The sequence below is a fragment of the Aeromicrobium sp. Leaf350 genome (genome assembly GCF_916858655.1).
Taxonomy (GTDB): Bacteria; Actinomycetota; Actinomycetes; order Propionibacteriales; family Nocardioidaceae; genus Aeromicrobium.
On sequence record NZ_CAKASL010000001.1, the window covers coordinates 121,634 to 139,527 of the forward strand.

The window sequence follows — 17,894 nt, forward strand, 5'->3', positions numbered from 1 at the left end:
GTGTCCTCGCCCTTCGACGTACCCGAGCTCGTGGGCCGCGCCCTCGACCTCTCGCGTCAGCGCGGCTTCATCACGTCGACCCGCAACGAGACCGGTCGACTGCTGTCGGCGCTGGCGGCGAGCCGCACGGGCACGCTGGCCGAGCTGGGCACCGGCACGGGGGTCGGCTCCGCCTGGCTCGCGAGCGGTGCCGCCAAGGGCGCCCGCATCGTCAGCGCCGAGCTCGACCCGTCGCTCGCCGAGGACGTCCAGCGCATCTTCGCCGACGTCGACACGATCGACATCACGTCCGGCGACTGGCGCACGCTCGAGCAGCACGCGCCGTTCTCGCTGATCTTCGTCGACGTGCGTGAGGTCATGGCCGAGATCGACCACCTCGCCGACCTGCTGGAGCCCGGCGGCATCGCCGTGCTCGACGACTTCACGGTCTCAGCGCACTGGCCGCCCATCGTGGACGGTCAGGTCGACTCCGTCCGCGAGCAGTGGCTCACCGACGAGCGGTTCGTCGCCGTCGAGATGATGATCGACGCCGACGCCAGCCTCGTCATCGCCACGCGCCGCTGACGCAGGCCCCGTGACGGTCGAGCCGTCCAGCAGCTGCAGGAAGAGCTGCACCAGGGGCCCGATCGCCAGCGCGTAGACGACGGTGCCGACTCCGACGGTGCCGCCGAGCGCGAACCCGATCGCCAGGACCGTGACCTCGAGCGACGTCCGGACGACGCGGATGCTGAGCCCCGTGCGTCGCACGATGCCGCTCCAGAGTCCGTCGCGCGGACCGGTGCCGAGGTTCGCCCCGATGTACAGCGCGCCGGCCAGGGCATTGCCCACGACGCCGGCCACGAGGAAGCCGATCTGCACGCCCAGGTGGTCGGGCGTCGGCAGCCAGGCCAGCGTGACGTCCGCGGCGATGCCGATCAGCAGCACGTTGAGCAGGGTGCCGATGCCGGGCCGCTGCCGCAGCGGGATCCAGAACAGCATCACGACCACGCCCGTCGCGATGACGACCTGCCCGAAGGTCAGTGGGACACGCGCGGCCACGCCCTCGTGGAACACGTCCCACGGGTCGAGCCCGAGCCCGGCCTCGACCAGCAGGCCCATCGTGGCGCCGTAGAGCCACAGCCCCACCACGAGCCGCACCAGGCGGCCGGGGAGGCTGCGGGTCAGGCGCGCCACGGGGCCACGTACTCGTGCTCGTGGCTGCGCGGGCCGGGTCGGTCGCCGTACCCGTCCGTCGCCACGAGCCGCACGGTCATCCAGGACGACGCCACGGACACGACCAGGAAGGCTGCAGTGATGAACATAGGTCCAGCATGATCCATATTGGCCTTGCATCACATAGCCAATCAGGAGAAGGTGGACTCATGATCCCCCTCATGTCCGCCCGTCGTCTCGCGGCGGTCATCGGCGACCTCGACGACGACGGCCCCGCCTACGTCGAGATCACCGAGCGCATCCGCATCGCCGCCATGGACGGCAGGCTGGCCGACGGCGTCCGGCTGCCGAGCGAGCGCGAGCTCGCCGCGGCCCTCGGGGTCAGCCGCACCACGACCTCCCGCGTGTACGCCGAGCTGCGCGACGCCGGCCTGATCGAGTCACGCCGCGGATCCGGCAGCACGATCGCGCTCCCGCTGCAGGCGTCGGCCGCCAGCACCCTGATCGGGATGCACGGCGACGGCGACACCCTGGCCTTCACGTACTCCGCCCCGGTCGGCCCACCGGGGATGACGCGGGCCTTCGAGCGGGCGGTCGAGAAGCTTCCCGGCCTGCTCGCCACGAGCGGCTACCTGCCCGACGGCCTCCCCGTCCTGCGCGAGCTGCTCGCCGCGTACTACACCGAGCGCGGACTGCCCACCGATCCCCAGCAGATCATCGTCACGAGCGGCGCGATGGGCGCGATCTCGCTGCTCGCGCGCACGCTGCTCTCCCCCGGCGACCGGGTGCTCGTCGAGGGCAGCAGCTATCCGCACGCGCACGACGCGTTCGTGGCCGCCGGTGGACGTCTGGTGCCACTGCCGGTCGGCGGGTCGCCGTGGGACCCCGACGCGCTCACCACCGCCCTGTCCGCCGGACGTCATCGCCTGGCCTACCTGATCCCCGACTTTCACAACCCCACCGGTGCCGTCATGAGCGCCGACGAGCGGGGGGCTTGGGCGCACGGGCTGCACCGGCACGGGGTGACGGCGATCGTGGACGAGTCGATGCGCGAGGTCAACCTCGACGGCATCGAGCTGCCGCCCAGCCTGGCCTCGTTCGACCCCTCCGCCGTGCTCATCGGGTCGTCGTCGAAGCCGTTTTGGGGCGGGTTGCGGGTCGGCTGGCTCCGGGCGCCGCGTCATCTCGTGATGGGCCTCGTGCAGGCACGCATGATCGACGACCTGAGCTCGTCGGCGTTCGACCAGATGGTCTTCGCCGAGCTGCTGACCGACGGTGGTCAGACCGCGGCCGCGGGTCGCGCTGCCCTGCGCACCGGACGCGACCACCTGCTGGGCGAGCTCGCGGCCCAGACCCCCGAGATCGAGGCGCCCTGCCCACCCGGCGGGCTCAACCTCTGGGTGACGCTGCCGGGCCGCATGTCCACGCGCCTGTGCTCCGCCGCCGAGAAGCGCGGCCTGCTGCTGACGCCTGGCCCGCGGTTCTTCTCCCAGGGCGGCACGGCCGGCGAGCGCCACCTGCGCCTGCCGTACGTGCACTCCCCCGAGCGGCTCACCGAGGCGGTCTCGCGGCTGCGGCTCGCGCTCGACGACGTGCAGGGCGGCCGCGCCGCCGACATCACGCGGCAGTCGCCGCTCGACCTGATCGCGTAGGGGGCGGCGGGCGCCACGATCTGACCGCGGCGGGTGGGTCGGACACGCGGGCCTGGACCACACGGCGGGGCCGGGACTCGCGATGATGCGTTGAGGCGGCTCGGGGTGCCGAAAGGCATCAACACTGGTCCTTCGCGACGAAGGTCGAGGGATAACGGTCGCCAGGGCGACCACAATCCCTCGAGCTCCGTCGTCGGCAGCGTGAGGAGGCCACGCTCCCCGCCCGCCGTTGTCCTTGCCGCTTGTCCCGCACCACCTGGATCGGACACGTGCAGATACGCCGCTGTGGGCGAGACTCCTCTCGGAATCTCGCCCCCAGCGAAGCAGTCTGGTGACGATCAGCGAGCGGCAGAGCCCTCGACGTAGTCGGTGTCGGTCTGCTTCCACGCGAAGTGCGAGCGGAGGTTCTTGCCGGTCGCCTCGATGGCGTGGCCGGCCTCCTTCTCGCGGAGCTCGAGGAACTCGGTCGCGCCGTTGTCCTGGTCGGCGATGAAGCGCTCGGCGAAGGCACCGGACTGGATGTCCGCGAGGACCTCCTGCATGCGCTGCTTGACCGAGGCGTCGATGATGCGCGGGCCGGAGACGTAGTCGCCGTACTCCGCGGTGTCGGAGATGCTCCAGCGCTGCTTCGCGATGCCGCCCTCCCACATGAGGTCGACGATGAGCTTGAGCTCGTGCAGCACCTCGAAGTAGGCGATCTCCGGCTGGTAGCCGGCCTCGGTCAGGGTCTCGAAGCCCGCCTGCACGAGGTGCGAGACGCCGCCGCACAGCACGGCCTGCTCGCCGAAGAGGTCCGTCTCGGTCTCCTCGGTGAAGGTCGTCTTGATGACGCCGGCGCGCGTGCCGCCGATCGCCTTCGCGTACGACAGCGCGAGGTCCCACGCCTTGCCGGTGGCGTCCTGCTCGACACCGATGATGTCGGGGATGCCGCGGCCGGCGACGAACTCGCGGCGCACCGTGTGGCCCGGGGCCTTCGGGGCGACGAGCACGACGTCGACGCCCTCGGGCGCCTGGATGTAGCCGAAGCGGATGTTGAAGCCATGGCCGAAGACCAGGGCGTCGCCCGCGACGAGGTGGGGAGCGATGTCCTCGGCGTAGACCGTGCGCTGGACCTGGTCCGGCGTCAGGATCACGATGACGTCGGCCTCCTCGACCGCCTCGGCGACCGGGAGGACGCGAAGGCCCTCGGCCTCGGCCTTGGCGCGGCTCTTCGAGCCCTCCTTCAGGCCGATGCGGACGTCGACGCCTGAGTCGCGCAGGTTGAGCGCGTGGGCGTGTCCCTGGCTGCCGTATCCGATGACCGCGACGTTGCGGCCCTGGATGATCGACAGGTCTGCGTTGTCGTCGTAGAACAACTCGGGCACGAGAATCTCTCCTTGGGTGGGGTGGTTCAGCCGGCCTGGGTGCCGGGAACGGCACGCAGGCTGCGGTCGGTGATGGAACGGGCGCCGCGGCCGATCGCGACGCGACCGGACTGGGCGATCTCGCGGATGCCGAACGGCTCGAGGACCTTGAGCATCGCGTTGAGCTTGCCGGAGTCGCCGGTGGCCTCGATCGTGACCGCGTCGGTGGCGACGTCGACGACCTTCGCGCGGAACAGCTGCACGGTCTCGAGCACCTGTCCGCGGGTCGCGGCATCGGTCTTGACCTTGATCAGCATGAGCTCGCGCTCGACGGCCGCGTCGGAGTCGAGCTCGACGATCTTGAGCACGTTCACGAGCTTGTTGAGCTGCTTGGTGACCTGCTCGAGCGGCAGCTCGTCGACGTTCACGACGATCGTCATGCGGCTGATCTCGGGGATCTCGGTCGGGCCGACGGCCAGCGACTCGATGTTGAAGCCGCGGCGCATGAACAGGCTCGAGACGCGCGCGAGCACGCCCGGCGTGTTCTCCACCAGGACAGAGAGCGTGTGCTGCGTCGTCATGACGACACCTCCGTGCAAGGAGCAGCGTACGAAGGCGCCGTCATGACACCTGGACGGTTCACTCGCTGGCGCTCGCTCACAGGTCATCGCCTTCCCACTCGGGCGCGAGGTCCCGCGCGATCTTGATGTCGTCGTTGCTCGTGCCGGCGGCCACCATGGGCCAGACCATCGCGTCGCGCTCGACCACGAAGTCGATCACGACGGGTCGGTCGGTGATGGCCATGGCCTTCTCGATCGTGGCGTCGAGGTCGTCGAGCGAGTCGCAGCGCAGACCGACGCAGCCGTAGGCGTCCGCGAGCTTCACGAAGTCGGGGATGCGGCGGGCGCCGATGCTCTCCGGACCCGTGTTCAGGTCGGTGTTGGAGTAGCGGCCCTCGTAGAACAGGGTCTGCCACTGGCGCACCATGCCGAGCGAGGAGTTGTTGATGACCGCGACCTTCACCGGGATGCCCTCCAGCGCGCAGGTCGCGAGCTCCTGGTTGGTCATCTGGAAGCAGCCGTCACCATCGATGGCCCACACGACGCGCTCGGGCGAGCCCACCTGGGCGCCCATCGCGGCCGGGACCGCGTAGCCCATCGTGCCGGCGCCGCCGGAGTTGAGCCACTGGCGCGGACGCTCGAAGTCGACGAAGCTCGCCGACCACATCTGGTGCTGGCCGACACCCGCGACGTACACGGCCTCGGGGCCCGCGATGGCGCTGAGGCGCTCGATCACGGTCTGCGGGGCCAGGCCCTCGGCGGGGGGCTCATAGGCGACCGGGTACTTCGCCTTCAGCGAGAGCATCTGCTGGCGCCAGGCGGTGAAGTCACCCTTCTCGCCGTCCTCGGCCAGGGCGTCGAGCACGGTCTGGAGGTCGGCGATGACCTCCTGGCAGTCGCCCACGATCGGGACGTCGGCGTGCCGGTTCTTGGAGATCTCGGCCGGGTCGATGTCGGCGTGGATCACCTTGGCGAGGGGCGCGAACGTGTCGAGGTTGCCCGTGACCCGGTCGTCGAAGCGGGCGCCGAGGTTGATCAGCAGGTCCGACTTCTGCAGCGCGGCCACGGCAGCGACGCTGCCGTGCATGCCCGGCATCCCCAGGTGCAGCTCGTGGGAGTCGGGGAACGCTCCCAGGGCCATCAGCGTCGTGACGACGGGGACCTGGTAGGCCTCGGCCAGACGCAGCAGCTCGGCCGAGGCGTTCGCCTTGATGACGCCGCCGCCCACGTAGAGGACGGGGCGCTTGGACTCGACGATCAGGCGAGCGGCCTCGCGGACCTGCTTGCCGTGCGGGTGCGTCGTGGGGCGGTAGCCCGGCAGCGCGAGGTCGTTGGGCCACTCGAACGTCGTCATCGCCTGCAGGGCGTCCTTGGCGATGTCGACCAGGACGGGGCCGGGCCGGCCGGTGCCCGCGATGTGGAAGGCCTCGGCGATGACGCGCGGGATCTGCGCGGGATCGGTCACGAGGTAGCTGTGCTTGGTGATCGGCATCGTGATGCCGCGGATGTCGGCCTCCTGGAAGCCGTCCGTGCCGATCAGCGCCGACGAGACCTGACCCGTGATCGCGACGATCGGGACGGAGTCCATGTAGGCGTCGGCGATGGCCGTGACCAGGTTCGTGGCGCCCGGCCCGGAGGTGGCCATGCAGACGCCCACGCGTCCGGTGGTCATCGCGTAGCCCTGGGCCGCGTGGCCCGCGCCCTGCTCGTGGCGCACCAGGATGTGGCGGATGCTGGAGTCGAAGAGCGGGTCGTACGCCGGCAGGATGGCGCCGCCGGGGATGCCGAAGATGACCTCGACCTCGGCGTGCTCCAGTGCGCGGACGAGGCTCTGGGCGCCCGTCAGGGTGGTGCTCGCCTCGATCGACGAGGAAGTCGTCTGGCCCGTCATGCTGTGTCCTTCGGTGGTGCTGGGAGTGTGGTGTCGGCTCGTCGTCTTCGTATGGCCCGTGACATAAAAAAGGCCCTCGGCCCGAAGGCAGACGAGGGAGACGTGAGCCCGGGGTGGGCGGTCACGTCATACGGATACGAGAAGGAGCGCGTGCACGCGACCAGTGTGTCCCCCTGCTCCTACGTGGTCAAGTTGCGAGACAACGGGTACCACGATGTGGACGAGGCCTCCGGCGATCTCCCCCGCGGCGGCCCTGCTCGGTCCTACGATGGGCCGGTCCGCCACCCAGGCCGACCCGAACGATCCGGGAGCCCGCATGACCTCGCCCCTCCTCCGCACGGCCGGTCTGGCCGTCGCGGGTCTCGCCCTGTTGTCGGCCTGCTCCGGCGGACGCCCCGCCGTCGCCGACCTCGAGACCGGGCTGACCTCGAACGCGTCGATCTTCCCGGTCGCGGAGCAGCAGGCCGAGTGCGCCGCCGAGCTGCTGCTCGACTCCGACCTCTCCGACGAGGTCCTGACCGTCGTCGCCGAGGCCGACCAGGAGGCGGAGGCGGACCTCTCGGCCGAGGACCGCTCGATGCTCGCCACGCTGCAGGTCCAGGTCCTCCAGACCTGCACGGGCTGAGGGGGATACGCCGTGCACCCTCGCACTGCGCTCACGATCGTCACGGTCCTCCTCTTCCTGACCGCCTGTGGGTCCGACCGCCCGACCCCGGACGACGTCGCGGAGGCTGCCCTCCCCACGCTCGCGGCCCTGGACGGGACCGAGGCGCGAGACGCCGCCGACTGCCTGGCCCAGGTCGTGGACCGTTCCGAGCTGTCGGACGCTGCCGTCCTGCTCGTCGTCGAGGAGCTCCGGAACGCGGGCGAGACCGGACCCGATGCCGCCCAGGTCATGGTCGAGACGGACCTCGGCGCCGAGGCGGCCGACGAGGAGGCCTTGTCCGACGTCGCTGACGACCTCGACGCCTGCCTCCCGTTGTCGGCCGGCCGGCCCTCGCGGGAGGACCTCGCGGAACAGCTCGTGGCACAGGCGTCCGAATCGATGCCGATCGACGCCGTCGTCGGGGCCTGCATCGCCGAAATCATGTATGCCTCGGACCTCTCGGACGACGCCCTTCGCGGACTTACCGGCGGCGAGGCCGGGCTGGCGACGTTCGGCGACGACCTCCGCGGCGACGATCGTCCGGCCTGGGAGGCCGTCACGGGCGACGTGCTCGAGTGCGTGCCCGGCCCCGCGGGCGTCGACCGGCCGTCGATCGACGAGATCGCGAGATCCGTTGCCGAGGCCGCCGGACCCGACCTCTTGACCGAGAGCCAGGCGTACTGCTTCGCCCAGGTCGTCCACGCGTCCGGCATCTCCGACGACACCCTCCAGCGCATCGCCGACGGCAGCGTTGCCGTGGACGGTTCGTCAGGGGTGCCGGAGGCCGACGCCCTCCAGTTCGAGTCGCTCGAGGACGAGCTGGCCGCCTGCCTGACGGCGTGAACATGCCGCTCATCGGCCTCCCCGCCGCGTGGGGTGGAGCCGACGGCGTGCCCGAGGGGCACCCCGAGGTCTGAGAGACATCTCCCGGGCCGCGCACGGCCCGGTCCACGAGGTGGCACGTCGACGGATGGGGACCCCTCCCTATCGCGGAGCCGCACGGACTCCGCTTGAATGTGTGCGACGCGGCAGATGGTCGCGACCAGATACCCGGGAGTTCTGCATGAAGAAGCTCATGGCCGTTGCCGCCATCTCGCTCATCGCCTTCACGTCCGCGTGTGGCGCCGGTCGCCCCTCGGTGGACGACCTCAGCTCCGCCATCCAGGAGCAGGGCGACTCGCTCGGCATCACCGAGGAGGCCGCCGACTGCATCGCCGAGAAGGTCGAGGCCTCGGACATCTCCGACGACACCCTCAACAAGATCGTCGACGGCGACGTCGACGTGACCGGTGTGGCCTCCGTCCCGCAGGACGACGCCGACGCCCTCGACGCGATCACCGAGGACCTCGCCACCTGCATCTCGGAGTGATCGCGCGGGTCCTCCCGGGTACGCCCGGGAGGACCCCACGGCAGATGTCCAAGTATTGGATTACACATCCGGACGCGAGAGGGAATCGCGTCGAAATTCTGCGGGGATTCGTCAGATGAACAAGGTCACGACGGCCACAGCCGTGTCGCTCATCGCCCTCGCCTCGGCGTGCGGTGGCAGCGATCGGCCGACCTCGGCCGACCTGGCCAAGCAGTTCGAGTCACAGTCCGTCAACGCAGCTCCGATCGAGCAAGGCCCTGCCAGCTGCATGGCCGACGTAGTCCATTCCTCTGACATGTCCGACGGCACGGTGAACAGAGTCGCCGAGGGCGATATCAAGCTCACAGGACCTACGGTTCGCCTACCTGAGGACGACGTCGCCGCTTGGGAGGCCATCACCGACGATGTCGCCGCTTGTCTCGGCGGCTGAACACGGCAAGACAAGAACGGCCCGGAGGTCTTCTCCCGGGCCATTCGGCGTCTCCGCACCCGGGTCCGCACACCTGGCCCACAGAATTGCTACAGGCAAAGGATCATGACAACTGATTTCTGCAACGACAGAACGGCCCAACAGGGCCTCTCTTTGGACGTTCGCGGTCTCCGCGCCCCGACCCCTGCTGACAGCCCCCACACAGGCAGACGATTGAATGGTGCAGAAAGGCGCGGCAGGGGCCGCGCCTCAACACCGGGAGTCCTCACATGAAGAAGCTCATGACGGTCGCGGCCGTCTCGCTCATCGTCATTACCTCCGCCTGTGGTGCAGGCCGGCCGTCGGTCGACGACATCAGCGCCTCGATCTCCGACGCTGCCGGCGACGCCGCCACCGACGAGCAGGCTGACTGCTTGGCCGACCTGCTCCACGGGTCGGACATCTCCGATGACACGCTCAACAAGATCGTCGACGGCGACATCGATGTCACCGGCGTCGCCGCCCTCCCCGAGGACGACGCGAAGGAGTTCGAGTCCCTCGGCGAGGACTTCGCCGCCTGCCTCGGCGCCTGAACTCACAACTTCACCACGAACGGCCCGGGAGAGGTTCTCTCGGGCCGTTCGTGCGCGATTGATTGATCGTAGATCTCGATGTCATGGGCGAGTACCACGCCCAATCTCGTCGATACCTGCATCACCCGTCATGGTTGCCCTGGTCGACGAATTTCGGACCAGGCTCGCACCCTCGCGCAGCGTCGATGAGCAGATTGATCGGCGCTCCTGGGTCCTTGCGGAGTCGTGCACTGTCGTCGAGTCTTGCGTCTCCACTCCTCAACAGTTGGGCACTCCCATGATTCGATTCCGCGCTCTCCCCATCGCCGCTGTCGCAGCCGTCTCGTTGATAGCCGCCACTCCCGGAACGGCGAGTGCCCTCACGTACAACCTGTCCTACTTCCAGTGCCGCGTGTTTCAGGCGACCTATGCGAAGGACTACAACGTGAGATCGTCGTGCATCCTTGGTTCAAACGGAAAGTACGCGATCGTGCTCTGGAACGCTCCGTAGATCTCGCTAGTTGCTCACGGTCACGATCACGGCGACGCGACCGTCACCAGGGCGAGGGGGCGTAGTCCTTGAGGAACACGCCGAACAGGTCCTCGCCGGCCTCGCCGCGCACGACCGGGTCGTAGACGCGGGCCGCCCCGTCGACCAGGTCGAGCGGCGCCTTGAAGCCCTCGGACGCCAGACGCACCTTGGTCGTGTAGGGCCGCTCGTCGGTGATCCAGCCGGTGTCGACCGCGGTCATGAGGATGCCGTCGGACTCGAGCATCTCCTCGGCACTCGTGCGGGTCAGCATGTTGAGGGCGGCCTTCGCCATGTTGGTGTGCGGGTGTCCGGCCCCCTTGTAGCGCCGACCGAACTGGCCCTCCATCGCCGAGACGTTGACGACGTACTTGCGGCGGGCGGGCGAGGCGGCCATCGCGGGACGCAGCCGGCTGACGAGGATGAACGGCGCGACGCTGTTGCACAGCTGCACCTCCAGGAGCTCGAGCGCGTCGACCTCGCTGACCGTCTGCACCCAGCTGTTGGTGTCGACGACGTCGGGCAGGAGGCCGCCGGCGTCGATGCGGTCGACGTCGGCGGAACCCGCCGTGAGCGCGATCGCCGTGAGCGCGTCGGCCGTCGAGGCATCACTGGCGAGGACCGGGTGCGCCGAGACCGAACCGACCAGCGAGGCCGGGTGGGCGTCGCTCGTGTGCCCGAACGTCACGAGCTCGACGGGCGATCCGGCCGGCAGCGGCGCCTGCTCGGCGTCGGCGATCGCCGAGTACGCACCCGGCTGCCGCTTGACGGTCTGGGCGGCGTTGTTGATGAGGATGTCGAGCGGGCCCGCCGCAGCGACGTCGTCGGCGAGGCCGATGACCTGCGCCGGGTCGCGCAGGTCGATGCCCACGACCTTCAGGCGGTGGAGCCACTCCCCCGAGTCGGGCATCTGGGTGAACCGGCGCACGGCGTCGCGCGGGAACCGCGTCGTGATGGTCAGGTGCGCGCCGTCGCGCAGGAGCCGCAGCGCGATGTACATGCCGATCTTGGCGCGGCCGCCGGTCAGCAGCGCTCGCCGGCCCGTGAGGTCGGTGCGGGCGTCGCGCTTGGCGTGGCTGAAGGCCGCGCACTCGGGACAGAGCTGGTGGTAGAACGCGTCGACCGTCGTGTACTTCTGCTTGCACATGTAGCAGCCGCGCGGGACGAGCAGCTCCCCCGCCGTGGCTCCGGCCGCAGAGGAGACCAGCGGGATACCGGCCGTCTCGTCGTCGATGCGGCTCGCCGAACCGGTCGCGGTGAGCTCGATGACCTTGCGGTCGGCGGCGTTGACAGCGTCGCGCTTGGCGTTGCGCCGCTCGCGCTTGGCCGCCTTGAAGAACCCACCCGTCGCCCGCCGCAGCGCCACGTAGGCCGGGTCCTCCTCGTCGAGCGCGCCTGCCTGGGCCAGGACCCGGAGGGCCGTGGCGAGGTCGTCGTCGGAGAAGTCGGGCACCGGCGAATTCTACGCGGCGCGTCAGGCGTCGAGCGTGTCGAGGTCGAACACCACCGCGAACGGTCGGTCGACCGTGACGGTCTCCCCCGCCTGCCAGGTGCCGAGCTCGATGTAGACGTCCGTGCCTGCGTCGAGCACGTAGGCAGTCAGGCTCAGTGAGGGATCGGTCTCGACCCGCCAGAAGGCACCGATGCCGGCCCGCGCGTACTGGGCGGGCTTGGTGATGCGGTCGACCGTGAGCGAGGACTCCGACACCACCTCGACGGCGAGCAGCACGTCAGTGGGCGCGAGCCACTTCCCGGCCGGGTCGACGTCGCGGCGAGTGACGAGGACGTCCGGCTGCCGGAAGTTCCGGGTGTCGAACCGGACACCCAGCTCAGCACCAGGAAAGTACTCGTCACCCAGGTGACCATCGAGCAGCTTCGTCAGGGTCGCGGCGATACGGCCGTGCCGCCACTGCGCCGGCGGGCTCACCTCGAGGCGTCCGTCGACCAGCTCGAGCTTGCCCTCGTAGTCGGGCATGTCGTCGACGGTGTACCGCTGCCAGGAATCGAAACCCAGGACCGACATGGTGGACCTCCTGCTCGAAGTGTTCCACGCCTCCCAGCCACCCGACCAGGGTCGCTCCGGCCGGCCGCGACGTCGAACGGCCCTCCACAGGAGGGCCGCCGGACGGTTCAGGCCGAGGTGGCCCAGGGCGTCAGCCGGTGATCGCGCCGTGGGCCGCCGAGCTCACGAGCTTGCGGTACTTGGCGAGCACGCCGGTCGTGTACTTCGGCGGAAGCGGCTCCCAGCCCACCTTGCGGGCCTCGAGCTCGTCGGCGTCGACCGCGACGTCGAGGCGCTTGTTGGCGACGTCGAGGGTGATCTGGTCGCCGTCCTTCACGAAGGCGATCGGGCCGCCGTCGACCGCCTCGGGGGCGACGTGGCCGACACACAGGCCGGTCGTGCCGCCGGAGAAGCGTCCGTCGGTCATCAGCAGCACGTCCTTGCCCAGACCGGCGCCCTTGATCGCACCGGTGATGGCGAGCATCTCGCGCATGCCGGGGCCGCCCTTGGGGCCCTCGTAGCGGATGACGACGACGTCGCCGGCGACGATCGTGCCGGCCTCCAGAGCATCCATCGCCTTGCGCTCGCCGTCGAACACACGGGCGGTGCCGGTGAACACGTCGGAGTCGAAGCCGGCGCTCTTGACGACCGCACCCTCGGGCGCAAGGGTGCCGTGCAGGATCGTGAGCCCACCGGTCTTGTGGATCGGCCGGTCGATCGTGCGGATGACGTCGCCGTCGATGCGCTGCTCGATGTGGGCGAGGTTCTCGGCCATGGTCCGACCCGTGACGGTCAGGCAGTCGCCGTGCATCAGGCCGGCGTCGAGCAGGGCCTTCATGATGACGGGGATGCCGCCCACCTTGTCGACGTCGTTCATGACGTAGCGACCGAACGGCTTGAGGTCGCCCAGGTGCGGGACCTTGTCGCCGATGCGGCTGAAGTCCTCGAGCGTCAGGTCGACCTCGGCCTCGCGGGCGATCGCCAGCAGGTGCAGGACGGCGTTGGTCGAACCACCGAGGGCCATGACGACCGTGATGGCGTTCTCGAACGCCTCCTTCGTCAGGATCTGACGGGCGGTGATGCCGCGGCGGAGCATCTCGACGACGGCCTCGCCCGACTTGATCGCGTACTCGTCACGGCGGCTGTCGATGGCCGGCGGGGCGGACGAACCGGGCAGGCTCATGCCGAGGGCCTCCGCGGCCGACGCCATCGTGTTCGCGGTGTACATGCCACCGCAGGCGCCCTCGCCGGGACAGATCGCGCGCTCGATCTTGTCGACCTGCTCGCGCGACATCTTGCCGGCCAGGCACGCGCCGACGGCCTCGAAGGCGTCGATGATCGTGACGTCCTTGCCGTCGACGTTGCCGGGCATGATCGAGCCCGCGTAGACGAAGACGCTCGCGAGGTCGAGGCGCGCGGCGGCCATCAGCATGCCCGGCAGGCTCTTGTCGCAGCCGGCCAGCAGCACCGAGCCGTCGAGGCGCTCGGCCATCATGACGGTCTCGACCGAGTCGGCGATGACCTCACGGCTGACGAGCGAGAAGTGCATGCCCTCGTGGCCCATCGAGATGCCGTCGGACACCGAGATCGTGCCGAACTCGAGCGGGTAGCCGCCCCCGGCGTGCACCCCCTCCTTGGCGCGCTTGGCCAGGCGGTCGAGCGACAGGTTGCAGGGGGTGATCTCGTTCCAGCTCGACGCGACGCCGATCTGGGGCTTCTCCCAGTCGTCGTCGCCCATGCCGACCGCGCGGAGCATGCCACGGGATGCCGTGGCCTCGAGACCGTCGGTGACGGTGCGGCTGCGGGGCTTGATGTCGGGCGTGGTGGGGTCGTCGGCCATGGGCCCAGACTACGACTGCGGCCGGTGACGCCTGCAGCACAGGTGCCCCTCAGACCTCAGAACAGGGGCACGAGGACCAGGGCCAGGGACCAGCTGACGAAGCTCCCGACGAGCACGTACTCCGCTCGCATGCCGTCCTTGCTGTCCTGCGAGATCTCCGGGAACCGCAGGATGCCCTTGGCCGCGACCACCACGGCGATGGCCCCGAGGTTGCCGCTGACGGCGAAGCCGAAGACGAGCCAGCGCTCCAGCGGCCCGAGGAGGCGGCCGCCCCGCAGGGTCTTCTCGGTCGCGAGCACCTGCGGGCCGGTGGCCTCCAGGGCCTGCCGCACGACGACGTTGGCCGCGGTCGTGAGGAAGAGCAGCACCCCGAGTCCGAGTGCCGCTCGGTCGAGCGGGACGCCGGCCAGTCCGGGCACGGCGAGGTCGCGGTACCACCCACCGATGGGCGCGTCGGTGACCTCGAGGATCGGCGAGGCGGCGACGAGGGCGACGCCCGTGACCGCGAGCAGGACCGTGCCGGCGGTGGAGGCATGGCTGGCGGCGTCGAGCCAGACGACCAGCACCAGGGTGACGACCGGGACGACCCAGAGGGCGTGCCATCCGAGACCGAGGACGAGCGACCCGGTGATCGCCACACCGAGGCCCCCGAGGTGGCGCCAGCGAGGCAGCAGGTCAGCCACGCCGACCGACGCCAGCAGCACGGCGAGCGCGGTCACGCCGTGGCTCCTGCGAGCGTCGTCGGGACGAGCCGCAGCGACTCGACCAGCGAGGCGATGCCACCGCGGCGCACCCGCTGGGACACGGCGGACGGCGAGACGTCCTCGCTCCGCGCGATCTCGGCATGGGTGCGACCCTCGACGAGACCGAGGACGATGCGTCGCTGGCGTGCATCGAGGGCGCTGAGCACCTCGTCACGGCACAGCAGGTAAGCGTTCACGAGATCGACCACCCCTTCCTCTCCCCCGCTGTCGACGACCCAGGTGCGCAGGGCGGGCAGCCTGCGCTGACGGTCCTTGACCTCGTCGACCGCGGTGCGGGCCGACCACCAGGCGGGCCCGTCCTGCGTGAGACCGTACGCGGAGGCACCGACGATCTCGATCACCCCGACGCCGATGCCGCAGCGGGCATCCATCGTCTCCGGCAGGGCGCACCGCACGAGCGCGGCGGCACGGAGAGCCTCGTCGAGGCTCCCGTGGACCGACTGGAACTCGTCGCCGATCGTGGGCTCGAGGGCCTGGTCGTGCGGGACCAGGCGGTTGACCCGATCAAGTGCGGCGAGGAGGTCACGCTGGGCGCCGGCCCGCGACTCGGCGGACCGTGACGCCACCAGGTCTCCGATCAGGGCGTACCGCACCACAGGAGCCGCGTCGGAAGTGGAGCGCTTCATCACCATGAGATGAAGCATATCGCTTCATTCGCTCCGTGTGAAGCACATTGCTTCATGCCGACGTGGCCTCGTGTCCGTCCCTGCCGCCTCGTACGGTGGGTCCATGACGCACCTCGCCTGGGCGACCGGAAGCGGATTCGCCGCCTCCGACGCCGATCTCCCTCTGCTCACCGCGGCCGCCGCCGAGGCGCACCTGACCAGTGACGTCGTCGTCTGGGACGACCCGGACGTTGACTGGGACGCCTACGACCTGGTCGTCGTCCGGTCGTGCTGGGACTACGTGCCGCGCCGCGAGGAGTTCCTCGCCTGGACCGACACCGTGCCGCGCCTGGCCAACCCCGCGGCCGTGCTGAGGTGGAACACCGACAAGAGCTACCTGCGCGAGCTCGAGGCGGCCGGCGTGCCGATCGTCCCGACGGCGTGGTCGGTCACGAGCGAGGACGAGCTGCCTCCCGCCGACGAGTGGGTCGTCAAGCCCACGATCTCGGCCGGCTCCGCCGACACGGCACGCTGGACCGACCCGGAGCGGGTCCTGCAGCACGGTCGTCGACTGCTCGACGCGGGCCGTCCGACGATGACCCAGCCCTACGTCGCCGCGGTCGACAGCGAGGGCGAGACCGGTCTCCTGCTGTTCGGCGGCAGCTTCTCGCACGCCTTCCGCAAGGGGGCGCTGCTCACGACCGACGACGACCCGCGTGAGCTCCCCGAGCTCAAGGAGGACATCCGACCACGCGACCCCTCGGCCGAGCAGGTCGCGTTCGCCGAGCGCACGGTCGCGACCGCCCAGGAGATCCTCGGAACCGACCTGCTCTACGCGCGGGTCGACGTCGTGACCGACGCCGACGGGACGCTGCGGCTCATGGAGCTCGAGCTCACCGAGCCGTCGTTCTTCCTCCAGCACACGTCCGTCGGTGCCGCTCGGGTGATCGAGGCCGTGCTCGCGACCCTCTGACCCGCTACCCGGCGAGGGGGCCGAACGCGCGACGCACCGCGACCTGGAGCCGGAGCCCCGCCAGCACCTCGAGCAGCTCACGCTCCTCGTAGCGGAAGTGCGACTCCATGATCGCGCCGATGCCGTCGAGGTGCCGTTCCAGCTCGACCGGCGTGCCGCCGAGATCGATCGCGCGACGCAGGCCACCGATCAGGTGCTCGATCATCGAGTGGTCCTGCTCGAGGCGGTCCAGGACGTGCGACAGCTCGGGGCGCAGCCGTCTCAGCTCGGGGAACAGGGTGCGGTCCTCCCCCGCGTGGTGCCCGTCCAGCGCAGTGCAGAAGCCCTGGCAGTACAGCAGCAGGTCTCGCTCCGGCTCGGGCACGTCGCGACCGACCTCGACGGCGTCGCGCACGACGTCCAGCGCGGCCCGCAACCGGGCGTGCACCCGGGTCATCTCGTGGTGCCAGGCGATCAGCCTGGTCGCATCGCCCTCACCCACGAGTGAGGAGCGACGACAGGGGCGTCGTCATGGCGACCCCTCTCGTGTCCGGCACCTCCATGCGTGACGCAGTCCGTCACCCGCACGCGATGCTGGTGCCAGCCTAGCCCGTCGGACGAGGCCCGTCCGGATGCCTCGCGATCCACCGCAGCGCCGCAGCACGGCCGCCGTCGTACAACGACTGCTGCTGCTCGGGGGTGAGGTCGAAGTCGGTCCACCCCACCCCACGGGGCTTGGCGAAGATCGTGCGCTCGGCGTCGCGCGGGTCGTCGACGTGGCGGATCTGCGTGGAGTCCACCGTCGTGTAGACCAGGCTGCGCAGCATCGAGATCGGACCCGTGACGGGCACGGCCGGCGCCCGCTCGCTGGCGCGCGAGCTGAGCCGCACCCCGATCGAGGGCCACCGTGGCGGCTGGTCGTCCACCCGGTCGAACGCGGCGACCGGAAAGGTCTCGAGGAGCGACCCGTCGGCCAGGGTCGACTCGCCGTGGACACCACGCAGTCGCACCGGCTCGAAGAGGAACGGGATGCCCGCCGAGGCCCGGACCGCCGTGGCGACCTCGAAACCGTCGGGATCGACGCCGTACTCGGGGAGGTCCCAGGGAATGCGCAGCACACGCTGCCGCGAGAGGTCGCTCGTCGAGACGACGAGGTGGTACCGGTCGCGCACGTCCGCCGCGGCCGGATCGCGGGCGAGGTCCGCGAAGGTGCGCACGCCCAGGTCGCCGAGCACGCCGCGCAGCCACTCGGTCAGGTAGGCCCCCTGGTACATGCCGAGGCGGAACAGGATGCCCCAGGCGTCGGCGACCCGTGGCGCCCACTCCAGCCACCGCAGGCCGGGCCGCCGGTCCTCCATGCGGCCGTAGTCGAGCGTGCGCATGATCTCGTCGGCCCGAGTCATCGGCTCCCCGGCTCGCTGCATCGCGGCGATGACCGAGCCGACGATGGCGCCCGCCGACGAGCCCGCGATGCGCTCGAACCGCCACCCGGCCGAGTCGAGCGCGACCGCGGCACCCACGAGCGCGATGCCCTTGACGCCACCGCCCTCCAGGACGAGGTCGGCAGAGCGGGTCGGGGTGTGCGCGGGCTGGTCCTCCACGGCCATG

General features: G+C 70.3%; 19 protein-coding genes. 8 read left to right on the forward strand and 11 right to left on the reverse strand.

Annotation, left to right across the window (positions count from 1 at the left end; all coding sequences use genetic code 11):
* A complete protein-coding gene (locus LO931_RS00645; RefSeq protein ID WP_229051268.1) occupies window positions 1–564 on the forward strand; it encodes an O-methyltransferase in 564 nt (187 codons plus the stop codon).
* Window positions 565–1,160: 596 nt separating this feature from the next.
* Here LO931_RS00645 and LO931_RS00650 read toward each other — a convergent pair.
* Window positions 1,161–1,301, reverse strand: coding sequence for a hypothetical protein (locus LO931_RS00650; RefSeq protein WP_229051269.1), 141 nt, complete (start codon window positions 1,299–1,301; stop codon window positions 1,161–1,163).
* Between the two features lie 72 nt (window positions 1,302–1,373).
* Between LO931_RS00650 and LO931_RS00655 the strand changes: the two genes are divergently transcribed.
* A complete protein-coding gene (locus LO931_RS00655; protein WP_229051270.1) occupies window positions 1,374–2,804 on the forward strand; it encodes a PLP-dependent aminotransferase family protein in 1,431 nt (476 codons plus the stop codon).
* Window positions 2,805–3,142: 338 nt separating this feature from the next.
* On the opposite strand, the gene ilvC is transcribed toward LO931_RS00655, so the two are convergent.
* From ilvC to LO931_RS00670, 3 genes are all read right to left on the reverse strand, one after another.
* Complete coding sequence (gene ilvC, locus LO931_RS00660; protein WP_229051271.1) at window positions 3,143–4,168, reverse strand: ketol-acid reductoisomerase; 1,026 nt, start codon at window positions 4,166–4,168, stop codon at window positions 3,143–3,145.
* Between the two features lie 26 nt (window positions 4,169–4,194).
* Entirely contained in the window at window positions 4,195–4,728 is a 534-nt protein-coding gene (ilvN, locus tag LO931_RS00665) for an acetolactate synthase small subunit (RefSeq protein WP_229051272.1), read from the reverse strand.
* A 76-nt stretch (window positions 4,729–4,804) separates the two neighbouring features.
* Window positions 4,805–6,598, reverse strand: a complete 1,794-nt coding sequence (locus LO931_RS00670; protein ID WP_229051273.1) for an acetolactate synthase large subunit — start codon at window positions 6,596–6,598, stop codon at window positions 4,805–4,807.
* A gap of 316 nt (window positions 6,599–6,914) precedes the next feature.
* Between LO931_RS00670 and LO931_RS00675 the strand changes: the two genes are divergently transcribed.
* The 5 genes from LO931_RS00675 (at window position 6,915) to LO931_RS00695 (ending at window position 9,615) form a co-directional block, all read left to right on the forward strand.
* A complete protein-coding gene (locus tag LO931_RS00675; protein WP_229051274.1) occupies window positions 6,915–7,223 on the forward strand; it encodes a hypothetical protein in 309 nt (102 codons plus the stop codon).
* 12 nt (window positions 7,224–7,235) lie between these two features.
* The gene (locus tag LO931_RS00680) at window positions 7,236–8,087 is read left to right on the forward strand and encodes a hypothetical protein (protein ID WP_229051275.1); all 852 of its coding nucleotides are present in this window, start codon (window positions 7,236–7,238) and stop codon (window positions 8,085–8,087) included.
* A 220-nt stretch (window positions 8,088–8,307) separates the two neighbouring features.
* Window positions 8,308–8,613, forward strand: a complete 306-nt coding sequence (locus LO931_RS00685) for a hypothetical protein (RefSeq protein ID WP_229051276.1) — start codon at window positions 8,308–8,310, stop codon at window positions 8,611–8,613.
* Between the two features lie 115 nt (window positions 8,614–8,728).
* A complete protein-coding gene (locus tag LO931_RS00690) occupies window positions 8,729–9,043 on the forward strand; it encodes a hypothetical protein (protein ID WP_229051277.1) in 315 nt (104 codons plus the stop codon).
* A 269-nt stretch (window positions 9,044–9,312) separates the two neighbouring features.
* Window positions 9,313–9,615: a hypothetical protein gene (locus LO931_RS00695; RefSeq protein WP_229051278.1), complete on the forward strand. Its 303-nt coding sequence runs from the start codon at window positions 9,313–9,315 to the stop codon at window positions 9,613–9,615.
* A 533-nt stretch (window positions 9,616–10,148) separates the two neighbouring features.
* On the opposite strand, the gene LO931_RS00700 is transcribed toward LO931_RS00695, so the two are convergent.
* The 5 genes from LO931_RS00700 to LO931_RS00720 all read right to left on the reverse strand — a co-directional run bounded on the left by LO931_RS00700 (window position 10,149) and on the right by LO931_RS00720 (window position 15,355).
* The gene (locus LO931_RS00700; RefSeq protein WP_229051279.1) at window positions 10,149–11,576 is read right to left on the reverse strand and encodes an SDR family oxidoreductase; all 1,428 of its coding nucleotides are present in this window, start codon (window positions 11,574–11,576) and stop codon (window positions 10,149–10,151) included.
* 21 nt (window positions 11,577–11,597) lie between these two features.
* Window positions 11,598–12,146 (reverse strand): Uma2 family endonuclease, encoded by a 549-nt coding sequence (locus tag LO931_RS00705; RefSeq protein WP_229051280.1) that lies wholly within the window; start codon window positions 12,144–12,146, stop codon window positions 11,598–11,600.
* A gap of 130 nt (window positions 12,147–12,276) precedes the next feature.
* On the reverse strand, window positions 12,277–13,965 hold the full coding sequence (gene ilvD, locus LO931_RS00710; RefSeq protein WP_229051281.1) for a dihydroxy-acid dehydratase: 1,689 nt from the start codon (window positions 13,963–13,965) through the stop codon (window positions 12,277–12,279).
* 56 nt (window positions 13,966–14,021) lie between these two features.
* Window positions 14,022–14,684: a hypothetical protein gene (locus tag LO931_RS00715; protein ID WP_229051282.1), complete on the reverse strand. Its 663-nt coding sequence runs from the start codon at window positions 14,682–14,684 to the stop codon at window positions 14,022–14,024.
* Window positions 14,681–15,355 carry a SatD family protein gene (locus tag LO931_RS00720; RefSeq protein ID WP_229051283.1) on the reverse strand — a complete coding sequence of 225 codons (675 nt, stop codon included), beginning with the start codon at window positions 15,353–15,355 and terminating at the stop codon, window positions 14,681–14,683. Before LO931_RS00720 ends, LO931_RS00715 begins: the two co-directional genes overlap by 4 nt.
* Window positions 15,356–15,458: 103 nt before the next feature.
* On the opposite strand from LO931_RS00720, the gene LO931_RS00725 reads away from it, so the two are divergent.
* Window positions 15,459–16,307: a RimK family alpha-L-glutamate ligase gene (locus LO931_RS00725; protein WP_229051284.1), complete on the forward strand. Its 849-nt coding sequence runs from the start codon at window positions 15,459–15,461 to the stop codon at window positions 16,305–16,307.
* Between the two features lie 4 nt (window positions 16,308–16,311).
* On the opposite strand, the gene LO931_RS00730 is transcribed toward LO931_RS00725, so the two are convergent.
* Together LO931_RS00730 and LO931_RS00735 are read right to left on the reverse strand one after the other, a co-directional pair.
* Window positions 16,312–16,788, reverse strand: a complete 477-nt coding sequence (locus tag LO931_RS00730; RefSeq protein WP_229051285.1) for a hemerythrin domain-containing protein — start codon at window positions 16,786–16,788, stop codon at window positions 16,312–16,314.
* Window positions 16,789–16,891: 103 nt separating this feature from the next.
* Window positions 16,892–17,893 (reverse strand): patatin-like phospholipase family protein, encoded by a 1,002-nt coding sequence (locus LO931_RS00735; RefSeq protein WP_229051286.1) that lies wholly within the window; start codon window positions 17,891–17,893, stop codon window positions 16,892–16,894.
* Window position 17,894: the final 1 nt, after the last annotated feature.

Excerpts from the sequence above, each read along its gene's own strand:
- LO931_RS00695 (WP_229051278.1), top strand. The coding sequence starts at position 9,313 with ATGAAGAAGCTCATGACGGTCGCGGCCGTCTCGCTCATCGTCATTACC.
- ilvN (WP_229051272.1), bottom strand. The coding sequence starts at position 4,728 with ATGACGACGCAGCACACGCTCTCTGTCCTGGTGGAGAACACGCCGGGC.
- LO931_RS00720 (WP_229051283.1), bottom strand. The coding sequence starts at position 15,355 with ATGAAGCGCTCCACTTCCGACGCGGCTCCTGTGGTGCGGTACGCCCTG.
- LO931_RS00705 (WP_229051280.1), bottom strand. The coding sequence starts at position 12,146 with ATGTCGGTCCTGGGTTTCGATTCCTGGCAGCGGTACACCGTCGACGAC.
- LO931_RS00655 (WP_229051270.1), top strand. The coding sequence starts at position 1,374 with ATGTCCGCCCGTCGTCTCGCGGCGGTCATCGGCGACCTCGACGACGAC.
- LO931_RS00685 (WP_229051276.1), top strand. The coding sequence starts at position 8,308 with ATGAAGAAGCTCATGGCCGTTGCCGCCATCTCGCTCATCGCCTTCACG.
- LO931_RS00650 (WP_229051269.1), bottom strand. The coding sequence starts at position 1,301 with ATGTTCATCACTGCAGCCTTCCTGGTCGTGTCCGTGGCGTCGTCCTGG.
- LO931_RS00670 (WP_229051273.1), bottom strand. The coding sequence starts at position 6,598 with ATGACGGGCCAGACGACTTCCTCGTCGATCGAGGCGAGCACCACCCTG.
- LO931_RS00675 (WP_229051274.1), top strand. The coding sequence starts at position 6,915 with ATGACCTCGCCCCTCCTCCGCACGGCCGGTCTGGCCGTCGCGGGTCTC.
- LO931_RS00690 (WP_229051277.1), top strand. The coding sequence starts at position 8,729 with ATGAACAAGGTCACGACGGCCACAGCCGTGTCGCTCATCGCCCTCGCC.
- LO931_RS00735 (WP_229051286.1), bottom strand. The coding sequence starts at position 17,893 with ATGGCCGTGGAGGACCAGCCCGCGCACACCCCGACCCGCTCTGCCGAC.
- ilvD (WP_229051281.1), bottom strand. The coding sequence starts at position 13,965 with ATGGCCGACGACCCCACCACGCCCGACATCAAGCCCCGCAGCCGCACC.
- LO931_RS00725 (WP_229051284.1), top strand. The coding sequence starts at position 15,459 with ATGACGCACCTCGCCTGGGCGACCGGAAGCGGATTCGCCGCCTCCGAC.